This window comes from Echinicola marina, assembly GCF_020463795.1.
Lineage (GTDB): Bacteria > Bacteroidota > Bacteroidia > Cytophagales > Cyclobacteriaceae > Echinicola > Echinicola marina.
In genome coordinates this window covers 3,674,223-3,695,709 of record NZ_CP080025.1, presented here as the reverse complement: position 1 = coordinate 3,695,709, position 21,487 = coordinate 3,674,223, and the positions used below count along the sequence as shown (strand labels likewise).

13 protein-coding genes are annotated in these 21,487 nt (G+C 42.2%); 3 read left to right on the top strand and 10 right to left on the bottom strand.

Annotation, left to right across the window (positions count from 1 at the left end; all coding sequences use genetic code 11):
- Position 1 precedes the first annotated feature (1 nt).
- The 3 genes from KZP23_RS14965 to KZP23_RS14955 form a co-directional block, all read right to left on the bottom strand.
- Complete coding sequence (locus KZP23_RS14965) at positions 2 to 3,382, bottom strand: SusC/RagA family TonB-linked outer membrane protein (RefSeq protein WP_226332595.1); 3,381 nt, start codon at positions 3,380 to 3,382, stop codon at positions 2 to 4.
- 53 nt (positions 3,383 to 3,435) lie between these two features.
- Complete coding sequence (locus tag KZP23_RS14960) at positions 3,436 to 4,491, bottom strand: FecR family protein (RefSeq protein ID WP_226332594.1); 1,056 nt, start codon at positions 4,489 to 4,491, stop codon at positions 3,436 to 3,438.
- 233 nt (positions 4,492 to 4,724) lie between these two features.
- On the bottom strand, positions 4,725 to 5,405 hold the full coding sequence (locus KZP23_RS14955; RefSeq protein WP_226332593.1) for an RNA polymerase sigma factor: 681 nt from the start codon (positions 5,403 to 5,405) through the stop codon (positions 4,725 to 4,727).
- A 417-nt stretch (positions 5,406 to 5,822) separates the two neighbouring features.
- Here KZP23_RS14955 and KZP23_RS14950 point away from each other — a divergent pair, with 417 nt between their 5' ends.
- Complete coding sequence (locus KZP23_RS14950; protein ID WP_226332592.1) at positions 5,823 to 7,004, top strand: IS4 family transposase; 1,182 nt, start codon at positions 5,823 to 5,825, stop codon at positions 7,002 to 7,004.
- 78 nt (positions 7,005 to 7,082) lie between these two features.
- On the opposite strand, the gene KZP23_RS14945 is transcribed toward KZP23_RS14950, so the two are convergent.
- Positions 7,083 to 7,493 carry an SRPBCC family protein gene (locus KZP23_RS14945; protein ID WP_226332591.1) on the bottom strand — a complete coding sequence of 137 codons (411 nt, stop codon included), beginning with the start codon at positions 7,491 to 7,493 and terminating at the stop codon, positions 7,083 to 7,085.
- Between the two features lie 1,614 nt (positions 7,494 to 9,107).
- Positions 9,108 to 10,670: a sulfatase family protein gene (locus tag KZP23_RS14940; RefSeq protein ID WP_226332590.1), complete on the bottom strand. Its 1,563-nt coding sequence runs from the start codon at positions 10,668 to 10,670 to the stop codon at positions 9,108 to 9,110.
- A 228-nt stretch (positions 10,671 to 10,898) separates the two neighbouring features.
- On the opposite strand from KZP23_RS14940, the gene KZP23_RS14935 reads away from it, so the two are divergent.
- Positions 10,899 to 11,117 carry a hypothetical protein gene (locus KZP23_RS14935; protein ID WP_226332589.1) on the top strand — a complete coding sequence of 73 codons (219 nt, stop codon included), beginning with the start codon at positions 10,899 to 10,901 and terminating at the stop codon, positions 11,115 to 11,117.
- Positions 11,118 to 11,468: 351 nt separating this feature from the next.
- Here the strand turns inward: KZP23_RS14935 and KZP23_RS14930 are convergent, their stop codons facing one another.
- The 3 genes from KZP23_RS14930 to KZP23_RS14920 all read right to left on the bottom strand — a co-directional run bounded on the left by KZP23_RS14930 (position 11,469) and on the right by KZP23_RS14920 (position 17,531).
- Positions 11,469 to 13,538 carry a sulfatase-like hydrolase/transferase gene (locus KZP23_RS14930; protein ID WP_226332588.1) on the bottom strand — a complete coding sequence of 690 codons (2,070 nt, stop codon included), beginning with the start codon at positions 13,536 to 13,538 and terminating at the stop codon, positions 11,469 to 11,471.
- Positions 13,539 to 14,592: 1,054 nt separating this feature from the next.
- Positions 14,593 to 15,576, bottom strand: a complete 984-nt coding sequence (locus KZP23_RS14925) for a polysaccharide deacetylase family protein (RefSeq protein ID WP_226332587.1) — start codon at positions 15,574 to 15,576, stop codon at positions 14,593 to 14,595.
- 776 nt (positions 15,577 to 16,352) lie between these two features.
- Complete coding sequence (locus KZP23_RS14920; protein WP_226332586.1) at positions 16,353 to 17,531, bottom strand: hypothetical protein; 1,179 nt, start codon at positions 17,529 to 17,531, stop codon at positions 16,353 to 16,355.
- A gap of 91 nt (positions 17,532 to 17,622) precedes the next feature.
- Between KZP23_RS14920 and KZP23_RS14915 the strand changes: the two genes are divergently transcribed.
- Positions 17,623 to 17,772, top strand: coding sequence for a hypothetical protein (locus KZP23_RS14915; RefSeq protein ID WP_226332585.1), 150 nt, complete (start codon positions 17,623 to 17,625; stop codon positions 17,770 to 17,772).
- A 95-nt stretch (positions 17,773 to 17,867) separates the two neighbouring features.
- On the opposite strand, the gene KZP23_RS14910 is transcribed toward KZP23_RS14915, so the two are convergent.
- Both KZP23_RS14910 and KZP23_RS14905 read right to left on the bottom strand, forming a co-directional pair.
- The gene (locus KZP23_RS14910) at positions 17,868 to 19,091 is read right to left on the bottom strand and encodes a glycosyltransferase family protein (RefSeq protein WP_226332584.1); all 1,224 of its coding nucleotides are present in this window, start codon (positions 19,089 to 19,091) and stop codon (positions 17,868 to 17,870) included.
- 1,083 nt (positions 19,092 to 20,174) lie between these two features.
- On the bottom strand, positions 20,175 to 21,260 hold the full coding sequence (locus KZP23_RS14905) for a glycosyltransferase family 4 protein (RefSeq protein ID WP_226332583.1): 1,086 nt from the start codon (positions 21,258 to 21,260) through the stop codon (positions 20,175 to 20,177).
- Positions 21,261 to 21,487 lie beyond the last annotated feature (227 nt).

Genomic DNA, 21,487 nt, shown 5'->3' with positions numbered 1-21,487 from the left:
ATTAAAGTTGAACCTGAAGGCCAAAAGAATAAATCTTATTCTGTGGATAGTTTACGAAATTTCCATTTCCACCCCTTTCAGGATCTAATCCAGGATAATCAGTGATAGTAAACAAATTATCCCCTGAGAAATAGACCCTCAGTTTGTTAAGCCTTAGCTTATTCAAAATGACTTCATTAAAGCTATATCCTAGCACCAAATTTTTCATTCTCAAATAGCTGGCATCCTGTAGGAAATAGGTAGATGCTCTAGAAATCTTACCACCATCATTCCATCCCCAGTACATCTTAGGCATAGTGGTTGAAGGGTTTTCAGGAGTCCAACGGTTTCTCCAATCCACTGTTGGTACGGCACCTTGCACAAATGGTATTGTTCCCCAATTGTTTACAAAAACATCTCTCTTTTGTACCCCTTGAAAAAAAGCAGAAAAGTCAAATCCCTTATAAGAAGCCCCAAGGTTAAAAGAATATTCAAACTTTGGAAATGGATTCCCTATAACTACTCGGTCATCTGCATTGATTACATTATCACCGTTTTGATCCTTGAACTTCAAATCTCCAGGCGTGGTATTATCATTGAATTGCTTTGGAGAATTGTTAACTTCCTCCTCAGTTTGGAAGATGCCTTCCCATTCCAGCATATAATAGCTGCCCCAAGGTAATCCCTCGCGATAAATATTGTTACCACTGATCTGCTCCGCTCCATATTCTACCAATTTATTTCTGAAGCGGTCTATATAAAAGCCTGCTTCATAAGTCAGTCCTTTCAACCCTCCATCTTTTAAATAATTCCTGTAATTCATACTAAATTCCAAGCCGGTATTTTGCATCACCCCATCATTAATGGTAGGAGGAGTCAATCCCACTACCCCTGCCAATTGAGAATCCCTTAAAATATCTGAAGTCACCTTTCTATACCAATCTACCGTCACACTCAATCCATTGAATATTAACATGTCCAAACCAATATCCGTCACCTTAGTGGTTTCCCATTTGATATTGGCATTGGATAGCCTGGTTTGGGCGACCCCGGTGGACAGGTCTGCATTATCAAACGGATATGCACCTGTGAATAATAATATATCCTGGTAAGGATATAGTCCTATGTTCTGGTTTCCCAATTCACCATAAGAAGCCCTAAGCTTAAGGTCATTTAACCAGTTGATATTTCCATCAGTAATAAATGACTCTTCAGAAACCCTCCATCCTGCAGAGACAGAAGGGAAAGCACCCCACCTAGTATCAGGGCTCAACCTACTGGTCCCGTCATATCGTAGGTTCACTTCTAACAAATAGCGTTCGTCATAATTATATCCTGCACGCCCGAAGAAAGACTGTATGGCCCATGCATTACTGGTTCCAGAAGCATTTTGTACCGCTGGACTACCCGCATTAAGTTCCAATAGTTCATTACTGGAAAAACGCTCTCTATAACCTCTAAGGAATTCGTAATTTTCACTCTCTTGGCTATATCCACCCTGTAAATTTATATGATGCTTTTCACCAATGCTTTTCTCGTAATTCAAGTAAGTAAACAAATTGGTATAGATCTCCTGATAAGCATCGATCATAAGTCCCCTGCCTCCTACATCCAAATCAGTCATAAAATCTCCTGTATGGTAGTTATATAAAGGTACTGCAGGCCTCCAATCTTTACTTTTGAAAAAATCTGCTACCACAGCCCCCTTGGTATACCATTTTAATCCGGGTACCAATTGAAATTCTGTCCAGGCCTGGGCATTCACCGAATGGTCCACTAGGGTATTGAGCACGCCATTTTCAACAATGGCCACAGGATTTTTATTATTGCTTTCAAAAGGAAAAGCCTTATATGCATACCTTCCAGAACCATCAGGTAAGGTGGGCAAATAGGTTGGTGCTTGTGACAAAGTGGACAAGAACATATCCACCCCACCTTGTCGCGGGTTAGATCGGTCTCCCCTTTTTAAAGACAGGTTAGTACCGAATTTGATATTTTCATTCAAAGCGGAATTCAGGTTTACCCTGAAGTTATAGCGCTCATAATCAAAGCCCTTCATCACCCCTTCTTGATTGACATATCCCAGGGACACATTATAAGTGGTCAGTTTCTCGCCCCCATTGAACGACAAATAATGATTTTGCGTCGGTGCAGGGTTAAACATGATGTCCACCCAATCAGCATTGGGATATTTATTCCTATCCGTAGCATTTCTGTACATGTCAATTTGTTCTTGTGTGTACAGGCCAGTAGTGATATTGGTATTCAACTTTGCCTCGTTGAACATTTCCATATATTCTGCAGAATTGGTAATAAATTCCGGCATTCTGGAAGGTGTATTAATCGCATAATTACCATTATAATCTATTCTCAGTCCCCCCTTTGTTCCCTTTTTGGTAGTTACCAAGATCACACCATTGGCAGCCCTAGAACCATAGATTGAAGCTGAAGCGGCGTCCTTAAGGACAGAGACATTCTCTATATCATTTGGAGAGATATCGGATAAACTACCTTCTACACCATCTATTAGGACCAATGGATTAGAACCCGCACCACTGAAAGTACCTTGGCCCCTGATCTGGATCCCAAGGCCTTCATTTCCAGGTTGACCGGAATTTTGCACTACCCTTACACCTGGTAACCTACCCTGTAACATGGAAGCAGCATTGGTTACAGGTCTTCTTGAAAGTACGTCACCATCTACATCTGCCACAGCACCAGTTACATTGATTTTTTTCTGGGTACCAAAGCCTACTACAACCACTTCTTCCAAACCCTGAAGATCCTCTTCCAAGGCTACTTCGATGATCGACTGATTACCAACTCTTATCTCTTGAGGCTTGTATCCCACAAAAGAAAAGATCAGTATTGACTCCTCGTCAGGAACGGTAATAGAAAAAGCCCCGTCAATATCCGTTGCAGTTCCTGTTGTGGTCCCCTTAATGCTTACAGTTGCTCCTGGAATGGCCATGCCATCAACTGCAGAGGTTACCACACCCTTCACTGTTTTATCAAACACTACGTTTTCCACCATAACCTCTTCTTCTTGTTTGGAAACATGGATGGTATTATTGATACTTTTAAAGCGTAATTTGGCATTTCTTGAAAGCTCCTCCAATGCCGATAATAAGGTACCATTTTGAACGGACAAATCTTGCGGAGGCACATTTCCCAGCCTTTGCTTCTCATAGGCAAAGGCATAACCTGTCTTCCTTTCTATTTCCTCAAAAATGGAATAAAGCTCTTGCTGATTGGCATGAATGGTAAGGTACACTTCCTCAATGCTCTTGTCTTGTGAGCTGTTGACCCTAGCAGTCAGGGTATGGCTTAACATTACAAATGCCAGCAAAAATGGCATCCATACCATCCTGCTAAAATTTAAAATTGGTACGTGTTGTTTCATAATCATTCTGGGTTAGTTGAAAATTATGTTATTAATAATCATATGAGTTTACATTATGTATTGTCCTTGGATTTCACCAATACTGTTTGTCCCTGTATTTCGAATTTTATTCCAGCAGAATATTCCATTCCCATCAGAACATTTTTTAGGCTTTGGTCTTCAAACCTCCCTGTATAGTCTCCTTCAAGTGTTACATCCTTTTCAATGACAAAGGAGACATCATACCAGTTGGAGAGCTGTTCAAAAACCTCATCGTACTGCGTATCCTGAAATTTTAGGATCTTTTCTTTCCAGCCCACCAATAATTCATAATCATAGAAATCCTTGCTCATTGCATTGGTTTTCCTGTCATAAAAAATGGCTTCTGTTGGAGTAATATGGCTTTCTATTCCATTGCCCGTGCTCACACGGACCTTCCCTGTTACCACAGCTACATGGAGTTTGTTTTGGCCATCATATGCCTTGATATCGAAAGAGGTTCCTAATACCCTGGTCTCCAATTCCCCACTTTTAACTATAAAGGGCCTTGCTGTATCCCTTTCCACATCAAAAAATGCCTGTCCTTTCAAATCTATTTCTCTAGTATTGCCAAAAGTTTCAGGATAACTTATGCTACTACCTGAATTCAATACCACCTTAGACCCATCAGGAAGCATGACTGTCTTTTTTATGCCTTTTGGGGCTGATTTATATATTGTTGGAATACTCACTGCAATAACCTCTTCCTTTGGTTTGTTGAACCAAATACTGTAAGAAAGCATCATCATTCCCAAAAGAAGAATAGATGCCGCTATAGACCCTCCCCAAGTGAAAATTCCAGGTTTCTTCACAGCATAATATCTGCTACTACCTTCCTCATCACTCTTATGGTTGGCCAGGATAAGTTGATCCAAACCTTTATAGAATCTTTCTTCATCCATTTTATTTTCTTCAACAGGCTTCAGTTTTTTGGCTATCAGTCTGGCATTGTTGAACATTTTTATCTTATCAGGATTGTTCCTGCACCACTTTTCCCAGTACCTGTTGCTATGGTCGTTTGGCTCACTTACCCATTTGATAAAAAATGTATTTTTCAGAAAATCAGATTCGTTCTTTGGCTTGAATTCCATTTATATATCTCTAGATTGAAATCAATTTTACTTTATTGATTACTTAGAGACACACATTCAAAAAGTGACATCGGAAAAAGGGAGATTTTTTTTCGAAAAAAGTAATCTAGGTAAAATCTGCTTAAATGAAATGATTACAAAAGCCCTAATCCATGTGGTTTTTAAGTCAGAATCAGGAAGACTGAGGTGAATAGAAATAACTCTAAATAGAAATTTCAAAGAGTTTTAAAAAGTCAAAGTATATTGAACAATAAAACCAATAGAAAAAGTACGTCTTCATGTTTTTTCAAGACCTCGGACATATTGTTAAGTGCCTTATAAAGTAGATTTCGAGCGGAACGTAAATTGGAAAAATCCATTATCCCAGCAATCTCCTTATAGGAAAGCTGTTCAAAAAAATAGAGTGAAATGATTTCCCTTTGTCTTACAGGTAAGTCATTGCTGATTTTATGAAGAAGCTTTTTTATATCTAAGGTAAAAGGTGTAGTCAAGGCATAGAAATCAGCTTCCACTTCCATTTTAAAACCATCCAACCGCTCATAATCTTCATTGAGTTTTATCTTTCTGTTACGCTTTAAGACCCGTAACAATTTTCTACGATAGGATGAATACAGGTAATTTTTTACGGATTTGATTTCTCCCAATTGGTGCTTTTTAGAGACCATATACAAAAAGACATCTTGGACAATATCATATGCCAAGTCCCGATCATTGGTTATTTGGGTCCCATAATTAAAAAGTTTGTCTGCATAGCGGGTATATATTTCAGCAAGTGCCTCATCTTCTCCCATTTTCACTCGATCCCATAACAATTCATCTGTTAGCGTACCAACAGAATTACCCACAAGGGGTACGATATCCTCCTTATTTGGATTATCCGTATTATCTGAAAACTGCGTATTCAGGCGAAGCATTTTGGGTGTTTTGGGAATTACTATAAAAGGATTCTTGGGTAATATTATGGATAGGAGCTAGCAATATTGTATTATCCACGTCAATCCAATACCCTATGTCAAAATAAATCAACAGCTAAGTAGAACAATATCAAAATTTGTTAAAAGCTTTTTAACGATATTGCAAATCAGGTATGGATATTTGGTAAAATAAAATCAGTAACTAAAAACCTAATTAAAAAATCATGAAAATCTTGCTAATTATGAGCTAGTGAAATGACAATAAAAAAATAGGTAGACATATAAAACACCATATCTCTACCAAAAAAAATATTTAATATTAAATTATATCAATAGCGTCCTAAATAAAAAAATGGGAGGTCTTAATTTTTGCCCAAAATAGTTATTTTGGGTTTGCACCAAAAACTCAGACCTCCCATGGGTAATATTACATTGTTTTCACAAATTATTAAAAAGATAGACCGATCAATTTTCAAGAATTTGGTAAAGAAAAAGCAGACCGATAAGGGCTGCAAGGGATTCGATAGCTGGACACATCTTGTCTCGATGTTGTTCTGCCATTTTGCCAAGAGCACCTCGGTAAGGGACATTTCCAACGGACTCCGGTCTGCCACCGGTAACCTTAACCATCTTGGTATTTCCAGGGCCCCTTCCAAATCAAGTATCAGCTATCAGAACAAACGAAGGGATTCGGACCTGTTCAGGGACCTTTACTATTCCCTGCTGGGAAGTTTAGGACAGCAGGCTTCCATTAAGAGGTCCAAACTCAGGATCAAGGTTCCTGTTTATCTGCTGGATGCCACGGTGATCAGCCTTTGCCTTTCGGTTTTTGACTGGGCCACTTTCCGTACCAAAAAGGGAGCTGTAAAGATGCATACCCTGCTGGAATATGACGGGAAACTCCCTGTTTACGTGAACATTACCGAGGGGAGTGTCGGGGACAATAAAGGGGCTTACGACATCCCCCTGGAAAAAGGGTCGGTGATCGTCGCCGACCGGTATTACAATGACTTTCCCATGCTCAACGTCTGGGACAGCAAAGGGGTGTTCTTCGTGATCAGGCACAAGGGCAACCTTGCTTTCAGTACCGTCGAAGAACGGGAACTGCCCACAACAACCGCTCAACATGTGCTCAAGGACGAAGAAATCGAACTGACAAACCCACAGTCCAAGGCCAAGTACCCCGGGAGGCTCAGAAGAGTGGCCGTGTGGGATGAGGAAAACCAGCAGACCATAGAACTGATCACCAACAACTTTGCATGGGCCGCTCAGACCATTGGGGATCTCTACAAATCACGATGGGAAATTGAGGTGTTTTTTCGGGACATCAAGCAGCTATTGCATATCAAAACTTTTATCGGAACCTCTAAAAATGCGGTAATGATCCAGATATGGACGGCTTTGATCACCATCCTGTTGCTCAAAGTCATGAAGGCTACCGCAAAATTCGGCTGGCACCTGTCCAATCTTGTCGCCTTTATCCGGCTTAATATCTTTGTTAAAATCGAACTGCAGAAATGGCTCGACAGCCCCTTCATGGAACCCGATAAACCACCCCAGAATATAGTACAGGGGGATCTGTTTGCTCAAACTCCTTAATATGTCCCTAATTTGGATTTAAACACTGGATAAAGGGCTTATCAAAAATTATTTAGGACAGCATTGAAATTATATCAATTAATTGGATTCCACATATTTTTTAAAATTGTCCAGGATCGCCTGCCAGCCTGTCTTCTGCATTTCTACTGGATTAGAACTCTCTGGATCGAAGGTTTCCTCTATCAGGCTTGTATCGCCCTCAGTTTTAAAAATCACCCGAACATTTCTACCATCCTCAAGTTCATAAGTGATCAGCTTCTCTTGAACCACATCCAAATAAACACCTGAAAAGTCAAAGCCCATACTACCATCTTTTGCTTCCATTCTAGCGGTAAAAACGCCTCCTTTTTTTAGATCATTGGAAGCATTAGGACAATGCCATTCATCATTGGCCGCATTCCATTTGGTGATGTGTTCTGGTTCGGTCCAATACCGCCAAACTTTTTCTACTGGGGCATGGACAGTGGTTTTTATGGTGATTTTTTCCATCGCTAAGGTTTATTGGTTGTAGCTATGGAATATAATGTTTTTGGTATTTTTAATCAATTTCTTTTCTCGATAAAAATTCGACCCCGTCGGGGTCGTGTTCTGATTATCGCTTTCGATCTAATTATGTTTTTACCCCTTCGGGGTATTGATGGTAACGGGAAAATTTTCAAAATTAAATGCTCTCTGCGCCCGAATACATAAGGAACATATCATCCTAATTGAATTTGAATAATGCATCCTTCGCGGTACAAACTGTATTGAACGTTTCCAATTATCAATAGAATTTTCGACCACGTCGGGGTACTGAGGGTTACGGGAAAATTTTCAAAAATAAATCCTCTCTGCGCCCGAATACATAAGGAACATATCATCCTAATTGAATTTGAATAATGCATCCTTCGCGGTACAAACTGTATTGAACGTTTCCAATTAACAATAGTATTTTCGACCACGTCGGGGTACTGAGGGTAACGGAAAGATTTTTAAAAATAAATGCTCTCTGCGTCCAAATACATAAGGAACATATCATCCTAATTGAATTTGAATAATATATCCTTCGCGGTACAAACTGTATTGAACGTTTCCAATTATCAATAGAATTTTCGACCACGTCGGGGTACTGAGGGTAACGGAATGATTTTCAAAATTAAATCCTCTCTGCGTCCAAATACATAAGGAATATATCATCCTAATTGAATTTGAATAATACATCCTTCGCAGTACAAACTGTATTGAACGTTTACAATTAACAATAGTATTTTCGACCACGTCGGGGTACTGAGGGTAACGGAATGATTTTTAAAAATAAATGCTCTCTGCGCCCGAATACATAAGGAATATATCATCCTAATTGAATTTGAATAATGCATCCTTCACGGTACAAACTGTATTGAACGTTTCCAATTATCAATAGTATTTTCGACCACGTCGGGGTCGCTAGGGGGATATCGTATACCAGGCTAAGCATGTTTTACCCCTTCGGGGTAAGGGCAATAGAGAGGTGGGTAATAAATATATTAAGGGAACTATCGATAAGGCCAATCGCATAGTGCAAAGATTATAATAGTCTCTTACCTGATGGAATATTTGACCTCATTCCGATCAAAAGATCAATCTTCTTTATGAATATAAAAATGTTTCCCCCCTTTAGGGGTATAGACCGTAACATGGCCAATTTTCTTAGAGGAAGTGGGACCATATCTGGATGCAAATGGAGCAAGCATATTTTAACCCTTCTGACTATGACATTAAAAAATATGGTATCAAGAATAGGTTACTCCTGAACAATGATCCCGAAGGGATCAAACATTCTTAACGAGATCGTCTAATCTAAAGTATCCTGCGACTCCAAAGGAGTCGAACATATCCTGTTTCATCTATCAAACTCGGCAAATTAAATAAAAAATAAGGCTGTCTCAAAAATCCACTCCATACGATTGAGGCGATAGCGAAGAGAAGCCTGCCTAAAGGACGGAAGGCAGGCAATCTCAACAGACGCGCAATGGGAGTACTTCGAGATCACTTCGCTTGGCTCGTGATCGCCTGCCCCGCTCTAAATCGAGGACGGATTTAAGACTTATGAAACAGCCTCTTTTGAGTACTTTTTGATGAGGTTTATTTTAACTCCAAAGCTTCAACTTCTGTGTTTTCATTGCCTCTGATCCTGTTATAATCAGCGATCATGGCTTGCAGTTTTTCAGGATTGCTGGCAGCCACATTGTTTTGTTGACCCATATCCTCTTTTAGATTATACAATTGATATTCACTGTCATTGCCCAACTCTATATTTACCTGTCCAGCTACCGCAGGGCCTTTGTATGGAGGAATCATGACCCAATCACCTTGCCTTAGGGCTGTTCTGGTACTTGCTTCCAAGATCAACTCCTCCCTGCCCTTTTGGGATTCACCCATAAAAACATCCAATAGATTTTTGCTATCCAAATCTTTTTGCTCACTGCCCACCAAATCAGCCACTGAATTCAACAAGTCCATCTGACATACCAAGGCATCGGAAACCTGAGGAGCAATCTTATCCTTCCAATAAACCATAAAAGGCACACGGGTACCCGCTTCAAACAAACTGTATTTACCACCTCTGAGTGGACCGGCTGGAGTATGGTCTCCTAATTTCTCTACTGCACCATCATAATAACCATCATTCAATACAGGACCATTATCACTAGAGAACACAATCAAGGTATTTTCCATTAAACCTTCCTCTTCCAAAGTTTTCATAAATTCACCTACGCACCAATCCGCTTCAAGGATCACATCACCCCTTGGTCCCATACCTGACTTTCCTGCAAATCTTGGGTGAGGAGTACGCGGCACATGGGGCTGCTGCAGGGCATAGTATAGGAAAAAAGGCTCATCTTTATGGGCTTTCACATAGTCTTGGGCCTTGGCCAGGAAATGATCGGCCATATCCACATCAGACCACTTGGCTGCTTCTCCGCCTTTCATAAAGCCAATTCTAGGCACGCCATTCACGATGCTGTTATTATGTCCATGGTGCCATCTCATGCTCAGTAATTCCGGATTTTCCTTGCCTGTAGGTTCACCTTCAAAGTTCTTTTTATAGCTTACCTCAATAGGATCGTTTGGATCAAGGTTCACCACATGGCCATCTTCAATATAGACCGTGGGTACCCTATCCTGGGTGGCAGCCAAAATATGGCTATAGTCAAAGCCCACCTCATTAGGGCTGGGGCTGATCTTTTCATTCCAGTTGACATTCCCGGTACCAAGACCTAGGTGCCATTTCCCCACTATCCCCGTGTAATAGCCTTGTTCTTTCAGCATCTTGGGAAGGGTCTCCTGATCCGTGCTGATCAATAAAGGAGCCGTCCCAGGAAGGATTTTGGCATTTTTATTTCTCCAAGGGTACATGCCTGTCAACAGGGCGTAGCGGCTTGGGGTACAAGTTGCCGATGTTGCATAGCCATTGGTAAAGCGAATGCCACCATTGGCCAGCTTGTCCATATGGGGGGTGTTGATTTCAGTAGCCCCATAGGCGCTGATATCCCCATAGCCCAAATCATCCATATAGATAACGATGATATTGGGTTTTGAAGGTGTTGCTGTTGTCGTTTCATTTTGGGTTTTGGTACTACATCCAACAGTGGCCAATATGGCCATAAAGCCAAGTACCATTTGTTTTAAAGGTTTGTATTTCATAAGTGGTTTATTGTTTATTTGTTTTGGTCCTCATTAAAAATAATATTTTCTAATATGATTATCCGTTATTACACCAGTAAACTTATTTCTCACGGATTCCACAGATTTGCACGGAATAAAATATCGTTTCTTTTGACTTTTGTGTTCTTACTGAAAGAATATCTTATTTACAAAATACTGGTGTCTTTACGGATATACAGATTTTCTGAAATCCATAATTTAGTTAGCTTGGCATTAGCGATAGGTAAAACCACCCCAAATATTTTGGCGACTAATGTCGTGAACCTGTATATCCCCTTTACCCCTACCTGGGCAGAAAGACCTGGCGCTCTCCATATGCAGACAGTCTCAAAAATCCACGTCATTGTGATTGCAGCGATAGCGAAAAGAAGTTTGCCTGTCGGAAGGCAGACAAACTCCGGATATGTACAATATGAGTACTTTTAGATGACTTCGTCGCTACTATTGACGTGAATAAAATGTCCCAGATATTCCTCGGGGCAGGCTATGCTGACGATAGAGCCAGTCCCTATTATCGGGAAAGCATCTCTTCTAGTAACAATTAACTAGAGAGATCCTTCCTTTGTCAGGATGACATCGATTTGAAGCTCACGTCATACAACTCTTTTATATTTGAGAAAACGTTGACCTCTCGTATGACGTATTTCAGACTTATAAGACAGCCTGTTTTTCAATTATTGTCTCCTGTATTTGTTCATTCTCTAAATTTTAGGTCTTAGTATTATAGCCGACTTTGTTAATTAAGACATGAACAGATTTAATTTTACCCTTCTTCATTTACCTGAAATAAACATTATCCGGTAACTCAGTTTTTCCAGTATCATTGAAGTTCCAGAATAGGTTCAATTCGGGATCTGTACTTAGTTCCTTATTTGAATAATAAAGCTTGATAGGATGATAGCCCGCCTCTAGGTATACGCTACCTGAAATCGGGCCTTCGGTGGAATAATTTCCATCCAAGACCGCCATATCATGGATGCGCATAAAGACCTTTTGGGCTCCAGCCTCTATAGAAAATTCGTATTTACCGTCACCGGGCACATTGATATATCCTTCAAAAACCTGAAGATGTCTACCAGATGGGACATTGACCGGTGTGAGACTGCTTAGTTTTTGTCCTTTTTTGGCCTTAGCGCTCAGCTGGGGAATCCAAGGGGTATCAAAGCCATAAGTATAAAGGGTCAAGCCAGGCTTTGCCTTCTTGATTTCCATGGCAGGTACCAACTCTTTATCATAAGGCCTGGGCGCTTCAGCATCCGCCATTCTGCTTCTCAATACTACCGCTTTTAATTCACGCTGAAGTCCAGGCATTGCCGCGGCCAAATTCTCGGTCTGCTGGCTATCTGCACTGACATCATAAATTTCAAAATCATCCTCATGGCTTTGGATATTGTACCTTAGCCCAACATGCTTGCCCTTTCGGATCATCTGCATTTGTCCCCGTTTTTTACCTTGATGGTTTTCATCAAATTCTGCATATTTTGGCACTGCTCCATTTTGGAAATATTCCACATAGACAAAGCTTGCTTCCTGCTTCCCCCTATGGGTCAAAGCAGGCAATAATGACACCCCGTCTGTCCTCACCGGCGCTGCTATTCCAGCAGCCTCTGCAAAAGTAGGCAACCAATCATAAGAGATACTTGGGGCATCCACCACGGTATTGTCCTTGATCTGTCCGGGCCAATAGGCAATGGTAGCTGTTCTTAATCCCCCTTCATAGACATCCCTCTTGATCCCGTCAAAATGGGCGAAATTATTAAAGAACTCAGGCGTATAGTCCACATATTCCTTTGGCAGGTAAGATTCCCTGGAAGGGCCATTATCAGAGGTAAAGACTACCAGGGTGTTTTCATCTATTTCCAAGTCCTTCAATAATTGCAGGATATCCCCTACCTGATCATCAATTCTTCTATTGACCGTAGCATAGCGCTTATAGGTATCCGGCCAGGCCACCTCGGGAGTAGAAGGATCTTTGTCATCATCATAGGTGGCATTGGCAAACTCAGGATAAGTAAAAGTATCTACCTCTCCAGAGGCCGTGTTGATCATTTTACCTGGAGTTCCCAGCCATTGCAAGCCACCATTTAGGCCCGCGCCTTCCGGGTAATCCTGGGTGGGCAGCTCCAATACCGCATGGGGTGTATCATAGGAAAGGAACATAAAAAAGGGTTCATCTTCCTTATCCTGATTATGTTCTATAATATACTGCTTGGCTTTGGCCGTAAAAAGGTCTCCCGTATAGCATTTGTCCAGCCCTTGGGCGATCTTATAATTTTCGTATACCTCCTTTTGGCCGCGGTAAACCCCTTCCACGGGATAGTGTTCGTGGCCATCACGGTGGCGGATATAGCCATAGTAATAATCAAATCCTTTTTTTAGTGGATGTGATGGCCAGTCAGGTCCTTCCCCCGGTCCCTGCAAGCCCCATTTGCCGATCAAGGCGGTGGAATAGCCTGCTTCTTTGAGCACATCGGCGATGGTATAATTGTCTCCCAGGTATTTGTCAAACTGATTATCCCTGACATGGGCATGGCCTTGGCTGACGCCCATTAAAATGGATGCCCTGGAAGGCGCACAGACAGGTGCTGCGGTGTAATGATTGGTGAGCATGGCCCCTGCTTCGGCCATCTTGTCCAGTTCCGGGGTCAAGATCCAAGGTTCACTACGGTCTCCAGTAGCCATCCGTTCATTTTGGAAGAATTTGCCCAAGTCCCCATAGCCCAGGTCATCTGTGAGGATAAAGATGATATTCGGCTTCTCTTTGGAAGACTGTTGTGCGCTGAGGCTAAAAGAAAGCAAGAAGCTGCCCATCAGCACCCAGGTAAAAAAGCTTGGTCTTTTATGCATTATAAGTGGGGTTTTATAAATTTATTTTTTTGCTATTTGTTATTTCTATTTATCCGCAATGATTGCAATAGCCAAAGCTCATTTACTTGTAAGGCTGGAAGTTTGAAGAAGGAAGACCGAAGGATTGCCTCAGGCATTGTTCCTATAAATCAAACAATTTTGCAAACCATGATTTTAACACACCCGTATCCTCCAATTTGAAGGATTACCCACAGTTGTTAAGTCTAGTTTAAACCCGCATTATGCATTAGCCTATCTATTGCGACCTGAAACTACTTTAAAATCAGTCGCTTCGCTGCTGTTTTCGATTTCACCATAGCGATGCTATGATTCAATCTCCAAACAGCCTGATTTTCTTGTAGTTTCAGTTCTCATAACGATTCCTAATGCATAAAACGGGTTAAATTAAGAAGCCAATTTATTGAATTTATTTAAATAATCTTGATCATTTTTTATGGTTTTAGCTCATTAGTCAAAAAATAAGAAAGGAAATAATGGTTTTTTTCAAAAGGAAAAGGAATTTATCGGGTGGGGATTTGAGACGGAGATAAGGTATAAAGTATAAGGTACGATGTACGAAGTAGGGTGAATGGGGAGTGGGAAATGAGGAATGGGGAATGAGGAATTAGGAATGGGGAATTAGGAATTAGGAATGGGGAGTGGTTAAGGGTTAATTGGTTAAGTGTTTTGGGGTTCGGGAGTGGGGAATTGTGAATGGTTAAGGGTTAACTGGTTAAGGGTTTGGGGATTCGGGAGTGGGGAATGGTTAAGTGTTTTGGGGTTTGGGGGATGCTCGGAGTAGCTAGTCGCTATTTGGGAGTAAAGATAAAAGAATAAAGAGCAAAAAGAATGGGATAAGTCTCAGCATTCCCATCGCTACCCCCAGCCCCTGAAGGGGAGTCTACCGCACTAAGTCACTATGTAGAAAATATGAGGTTTAAAGTAGGAAGGATGGAGAATGGGGAATTAGGAATGAGGAATGAGGATTGGGGAGTGGTTAAGGGTTAACTGGTTAAGGGTTAAGGGTTTGGGGGGAAGAGGGTTAATGCTTAAATCATGAGACGGCCTTTACTTTTTTGTGTGCGCCGCTGAGGGATAGCATATTACAGGACTGCATGCCGTATTCCTCTTTCAGTCCCTTAAAATGTTGTAAAATCACCTTCAAAAAACTTAAGTTGTCCGAGGTATAGGTTCCAAAATTATGTGGATGCCACCATAAATGATATACCTCCCCTTTCTTGGCTGCCAAGGTCATTTCCTCTGTGATCCGTTGGATCCGGCGATGATTAAAAATAGAAGGCTGTCGATATGGCCTGAGCAATCTGGATGCCGGTATATTGATCATCCCTGAAGCTTCATCGAAAATCTGCTCCTTAGGATAAGATGTCCTGTTGCCCAAGGCATAAAGGGTGTCGCCAGTACGGAAAACCTTCTTGAGCAAGTTGCTCTTTTCGGGAGACTTCCAAAACCAATCGGAAGGATTGCCCCGATAAACCTCAAAGCCCTCTTCTTTACAGATAGCAATACTTTCTGGCCCGTATTGATTTCTAGGGAATACCAAGGAACTAAGACTAAGGCCAAATTTATCCTTTGCTATCTTCTTGGCCATTTTTAAATCCGCCCTAAACTGGGAAAGCTCTTGTCCTTTTTCTTGGGTATAAAAATGAGAAAACGTATGGGAGCCTATTTCCTGGCCAGGACTATTGATGATTCTGGTGATCAGATCCGGAGCAAAAAGACAATTAGGGGCCTCATGCATGTTCTTTGCCGCCCATTCATAGGCGGATAGTTTAATATTGTCATAATTGGGAAAATCTTCCGGCAAATAATCCTTCCATTCATCCCAGCTTTCTGCAAATAACATCCCCACGGTGGCCCAAGTGGCTTCTATTCCAAAATCGGCAAATAAATCCAATATTTTTGGAATGGCCATGCGGGCATTCTGGTAATATTCCCGTTCTGCAGCCAGTGGAAACTTATCGAACCTTCCCCAATGCAATTCAAAATCCAGCGATATGGTAAAAATGGAATTTCTCATCAACAACTAAAAATACACTTTTGCATATAAATATTTACAGTTTATCACGAAAATATTTCAATAAGCCTCAATTATATTCCCATTGGGGAACCTTGGAGGTATTCAATGTTTTAGCAAACCTAGCTAATTAAGTCTATAAAGTGAAATTTAGGAGGAAGAATGGGGAATGAGGATTCGGGAATGGTTAAGGGTTAAGGGTTAATTGGTTGGGGGGTCGGGAATGGGGAATGAGGAATTAGGAATTAGGAATGGAGAATGGTTAAGGGTTAAGGGTTAATTGGTTAAGTGTTTGAGGTTGGGAATGGGGAATGAGGAATTAGGAATGGGGAATGGTTAAGTGTTAATTGACTAAGGGTTAATTGGTTAAGTGTTTGGGGTCGGGAATGGGAAATGAGGAATGGTTAAGGGTTAAGGGTTAACTGGTTAATTGGTTAGGGGGATGCTCAGAGTAGCTAGTCGCTATATGGGAGTAAAGATAAAAGAATAAAGAGCAAAAAGTAAAGACTTAGAATGGGATAAGTCTCAGCATTCCCTTCGCTACCCCCAGCCCCTGAAGGGGAGCCTACCGCACTAAGTCACTATGTAGAAAATATGAGTTTAAAGTAGGAAGGATGGAGAATGGGGATTCGGGAATTGTGAATGGTTAAGGGTTAAGGGTTAACTGGTTAATTGTTTGGGATTGGGCATTGCAAATGGCCTTTTATATGAGTTCCAAATTGCAAATTTGGAACAGCGTGGGAATGGGGAATTATGGGTATAGGGTGGCTGATTGATTGCTAAATGGGTTGAGAAGTTTGTTTGGATTTCTTCTGATACATCCAAGCCATAAACAATATGATCAATAGCATATAAGGGGCTTTCATGCGCATCATGATGCCCAAATTCCCCAGGCTATTGGCATATAAAAGTGATGTCAGGACAAATAAAACAAGTGAATAGCGCAGGAAAAGCGGAATTTTCCTCCAAGCTTGCCATTTGGCTTTGACCAAAAAGAAAAGCAAGAGTACTATCAACAGGGCATTTTCTATGGCCGCGGCCATATACATCAATCCACCTTTTATTTCCCCAACAAAAGGCCTGAACCAATAAGTGATCAATCGCATGGCCAATCCATAATCCTTCACGGGCACTGATGATCCAATGCCCTCCCCACTGAGCATGGCGATCTGTTGCTGGCTGATGGCTATCGGATTAATATTGGGCAAGTCCTTGATACCCGAATACCTATAAATGGCGGGTATGCATAAAACCAATAGAAAGAGCCCTCTCCAAAACAGCTGTTTTTGGGACTTGGAGAGCTTTTTGAAATCCATAAGAAAAAGCAAGACCAAAGCTATTGCCATGATGGCGGCCAAATAGGTCCTGACCATAAAAACACTGGCCAAGCCAATCATGCCCAATGCCCAATACCTTTTTTGACTTCCCCGGGACAAGGCAAAAAGCAGGGCTGACAATCCCCAAAAACAGAGTGCCTCCTTCCCTACTCCAGCGGTCCAAAAATGTATATTGGGCCAATAAAGCAACAGTAAGGCCATTGGCAATCCCCTGAATTGGGGAGCAGCTTGGTAGTGGTAGTACACGGTATGACTCAAATACCTAAAAGCATAATAGCCCAGCAGCCCATACAGCATATTGCCGGTATACCAGGACCAGTTCAGGACCTTGGAGGGAATATAGTTGAGCCAATACATAAATGGATAGCCTACCCCAAAATAATCCCCCCAAGAGCTGGCATGGGGATGGGCCAAAGGACCGATCAGTGCCCAATAACCCTGGCTGTCCCCTCCTTTTTGGCCGATATAATAGCTAAATACCAAGACCATGAGCATATGAAAGACCAAGAGTGCCTGAAGGTGAAACAGGTAAGCTTTGGGCAGGCCTTTTTTCTTGACCATATGCCTATTGTCCGCTATGCAGAGGCCTATCAATAGGATGATAAAAAGGTATTGGAGCATATTTCGTAGGTTAAGAAAAATCTAAGCTAGTAAAAATTTGAGGATAGACATGAGACCTGAGACATGAGATTGGAGATAAAAGTCATGAGTCGTGAGTGGAAATAAGGTACGAGGTGGGAAGGATGATGAATGGGGAATAGGGATTCGGGATTGGGGATTTGGAAATGGAGAGTGGTTAAGGGTTAATTGGTTAATTGTTTGGGGGTTGGGGAATGGGATTGGGGAATGGGGATCGGTTTAGGGTTAATGGTTAATTGGTTGGGGGATTTAGGTTCTCGATTTTTGACATTGGACTATTGACATTCGTCTTTGGCTGTGGACTTTAAGCTTGGCTGGTTATTCCTTAAGGCTCTCGTTGATGACCTTGCTATATTCGGCTATGCTTTTATTGAGGCTAAAATGCGCCAGGGCAAAATCCCTGATCTCCTGACGGTCTACTGTGGATAAGTCCTTCACCCATTCCACGGCCCGCTCTTTTCGGTCCTTTTCGCGGTGGTAATAGAGGTGGACAAATGGCAGTCCTTGCAGTAAAATTTCTGTATCGCCAATCCCAGTACTGGCGATCACCGGAAGGCCCATCAGTAAATACTCCCCCAACTTAATGGGGGCCACTCCCCTCATGCTCCAGGCTGGCAGGCGCAGGGAAAAAGCGATATCTGCCGCTGACAGGTGGGCAGGGATTTCCTGAAAAGGTAGGGATCGGAAGATCAACTTATCCTTTAGGCCCTTTGGTATGGCATGCCCCAAATGCTCTTTATGATTGACCAAAATTAAAAAGCGGCTGTTGGGCTGTTTTGTCTGATACAGTTCAAAAATGCCCAACATCTCCTTCAGGGCGTATTGGGGTCCTAAGCTGCCTGTGTATACCCAGAGTTTCTCGGTCTCCCTTATGCCCAGTGCCTGCCTGACACGTTCCCTATCTTGAGTCGAAAAAGTAAACCGGTCGGCATCCCTTCCGTTGCTTACCCAGTGAAAATCCCTGCGCCGACTCTCCCCTACCTTGGGAATATGGAAGTCTATGGCTTTCTGTGTCCTGCACAAAACCTTATTGGCTTTTTGCAGCATTTGGGTTTCCTGCCTTTTCAGGTATTTATACTGAAAGTCATTGCTTTTTAAGGCCGTAAAATCCAGTCTTTCCTCCAAAGGCAGGCCATCCGCATCGAAGAGCACCTTCACCTCCTTTCTTTTCAATACCCGCCAGAGTCTATTGACCATCATGGCCGGCATGGTGCTCCTAGGCATAAGGAGCTGGAAACCTTCTTGCTTGATCAGCTTTTTGATGATCTTTCGCCCCTTATAAACGGTCCATAAGCTCCCCAGCAGTGGATGGGGTTTCCGACTGATCGGATAATGCCAATAAGCAATGTCCTGTGCTTCAGAGAGGCTTTTTAATTGTTTGATCTTATCCGGGGCAGCCCAGGAAAACTGTAGGATGGCACAGCTTACTATCCCACTTTCCTGCAAGCCCTGAAGTATGGGCAGGAAGAGGCTTTCCAGGTAATTGGTACTGTCACTGTCCCAAGTGATGAAAAGGAGTTTTTTGGGGTGGTGGTTGTTCATTGGTTGATGAGCGTTGAGATTTGAGACTTTAGATTTGAGACTTGAGACTTGAGACTTTAGATTTGAGACTTGAGACTTGAGACTTGAGATAATAGAAGAAAGAGTAAAGAGTAAAGACTATGGATTGAGTAAGTTTTCAGCTTTCGGTATCTGCACCTCCGCTACCCCCAGCCCCTGAAGGGGAGCCTTTCTTCTGGAGATGTGAGATTTGAGATATGAGACTTGAGAAAGGCACGGGGTACCTTGTTGAAAATGGGGCACGCTATCCTTTTGTCACTCTGAGGGTAGCGAAGAGTCTCTTTGCAATATCATTACTAGAAGCGATTCTCTACCTTCGGAAGACAGGTTCGCTTTGCTCTGAATATTAGGTATTAGACCTGAGATAAAAGAATGGAGCTTAAAAGCATTTCTCTATCGCTACCCCCAGCCCCTGAAGGGGAGCCCAACCGCACTCATGATCCTTAGGCGAAACTCATCAACAGGATTTCCTTCCCTCAAGACCCCGAAGGGGAGACTGTCTTCTGGAGATTTGAGATATGAGATTTGAGATAATAGAACAAAGAGTAAAGACTGATGATCGAATAAGTTTTCAGCTTTAGGCATCTGCACCTCCGCTACCCCCAACCCCTGAAGGGGAGCCCAACCGCACTCATGATCCTTAGGCGAAACTCATCAACAGGATTTCCTTCCCTCAAGACCCCGGAGGGGTCAAATATACGTAGACGTCAGGCATCACGTCGTCCCAACGACCCTGAAGGGGTCGAACCTCACACGATAACAGATAAATCATAAAGTAGCACCAATCCAGATTTGGTTTAAAATGAATTTTAGGGGCATTGCAAATGCCCTTTATATTGGTTCCACATTGCAAATGTGGAACAGCGATAATCGATTGTCACTCTGAGTGTAAGGAACCTGTCTGCCTTTGGTAGAGAGTCTCTTTGCAAGATCGCATTATTCTTTACGCTAGCCTGTGCCTCACATATCTGCATATATTCGTTTTCCATGGATTCAATGGGGCATTACAAATGCCCCTTTATAGTGGTTCCACATTGCAAATGTGGAACAGCTTCGACAGCTTCGTTATAAATGTGGAACTTCACTATTAATATTTAAGTAGGATTGGATTTTTTGCCAGTTGTGCTCGAGGGTGTATTTTTCTTCTACCAGTTTTCTGCCTGCTGTGCCCATGATTTGCCGGAGATAAGGGTCTTCCAGAAGGATTTTCAGGTACCGGGTCCATTCCTCGTGGCTGCTGGCCAAAAAGCCATTCACTCCATGCCGGACCACTTCCTTGTTCATGCCAATGGGTGAAGCGATAACGGGCAGCCCACAGGCCATGTACTGGATGAGCTTATAGGCACATTTTCCCTGCTCCCAAGGAGTATCGTTTAGGGGCATGATGCCGATATCCAATTGCTGGATCATAGCTACTTCCTCTTGCTCGGACCAGTAGAGTGTTTTTTCCAGGTCAAACAAGCCTATCCCCTGTCCATTGGCGATAATATGTAGGGTGAAAGCCTCTTCTTTTTTCAGCCCTTCAAAAACCGGCTTTAATTGGTCCAAGTATTTCAGTGTGGTGGGCGAGCCTATCCAACCTATTTTTACGGTTGCATTTTCCTTTACAGGTCCCAGTTGGTACTTATTTAAATCAATGACGGTAGGGAGGTCCATGATATTATGGGCACCGGCTTCTTGTGCCCTTGCGGCCAAGTACTCATTGCCCAACCAAAGTTGATCTGCCCTGGCCATTAGCCGGTCTATTTTGTCCCTTAGTAAGCTTCTGATCCATTTATTCCCATGTAGGTCATAATTATGGAATACGGCATCATCATAATCGAAGATGTATTGGGGACCTTGTTTGAAGGCCCATTTTTCCAAGCCAAAGGGGATAAAGGGAAAGAGTTCTTTTTCTATGATGATATACTCATAATCAGCAGCGTTCCGAAGTATCTTCCAGCGTCTTTTATAACAGGCAAGCACATTACCTTTATCGATGGGGCGCTTTGCATAATGTTCTTCCAGGTATTGTTTATTAAAGAAGGAGGAAAGGGTTACATCAAAACCTGCTGCCTCCCATAAGGGCAGGTACTGAAAGGTCCTTAGCCTGCTGCTGGCTCCCATTCGTGGGTATTTGGGAAGGAAGAGTATTTTGTTTTTTTTGGGCACTTTTTTATAGTAATATTCGACCCCTTCGGGGTCGTGGATGATTGTTATTCCGATCCGTTAGTGATGTTTGACCCCTTCGGGGTCTCGGAAGAACCACAGCGTAGCGCTGAGATAGCACAGAGCTCTCTGAGGTTTAATATAAGTCAAAGGCCTAAAGTTAAAAGCCTAAAGCCAATGGGACTAATTATTGGCATTATCAAATGAGCCGGGTCTAAGGGTAACTACAG

What these genes read in the sequence shown, in the direction of transcription:
- KZP23_RS14965 (WP_226332595.1), bottom strand. Translation starts at nt 3,382, where the DNA reads ATGAAACAACACGTACCAATTTTAAATTTTAGCAGGATGGTATGGATG.
- KZP23_RS14960 (WP_226332594.1), bottom strand. Translation starts at nt 4,491, where the DNA reads ATGGAATTCAAGCCAAAGAACGAATCTGATTTTCTGAAAAATACATTT.
- KZP23_RS14955 (WP_226332593.1), bottom strand. Translation starts at nt 5,405, where the DNA reads ATGCTTCGCCTGAATACGCAGTTTTCAGATAATACGGATAATCCAAAT.
- KZP23_RS14950 (WP_226332592.1), top strand. Translation starts at nt 5,823, where the DNA reads ATGGGTAATATTACATTGTTTTCACAAATTATTAAAAAGATAGACCGA.
- KZP23_RS14945 (WP_226332591.1), bottom strand. Translation starts at nt 7,493, where the DNA reads ATGGAAAAAATCACCATAAAAACCACTGTCCATGCCCCAGTAGAAAAA.
- KZP23_RS14940 (WP_226332590.1), bottom strand. Translation starts at nt 10,670, where the DNA reads ATGAAATACAAACCTTTAAAACAAATGGTACTTGGCTTTATGGCCATA.
- KZP23_RS14930 (WP_226332588.1), bottom strand. Translation starts at nt 13,538, where the DNA reads ATGCATAAAAGACCAAGCTTTTTTACCTGGGTGCTGATGGGCAGCTTC.
- KZP23_RS14925 (WP_226332587.1), bottom strand. Translation starts at nt 15,576, where the DNA reads ATGAGAAATTCCATTTTTACCATATCGCTGGATTTTGAATTGCATTGG.
- KZP23_RS14920 (WP_226332586.1), bottom strand. Translation starts at nt 17,531, where the DNA reads ATGCTCCAATACCTTTTTATCATCCTATTGATAGGCCTCTGCATAGCG.
- KZP23_RS14910 (WP_226332584.1), bottom strand. Translation starts at nt 19,091, where the DNA reads ATGAACAACCACCACCCCAAAAAACTCCTTTTCATCACTTGGGACAGT.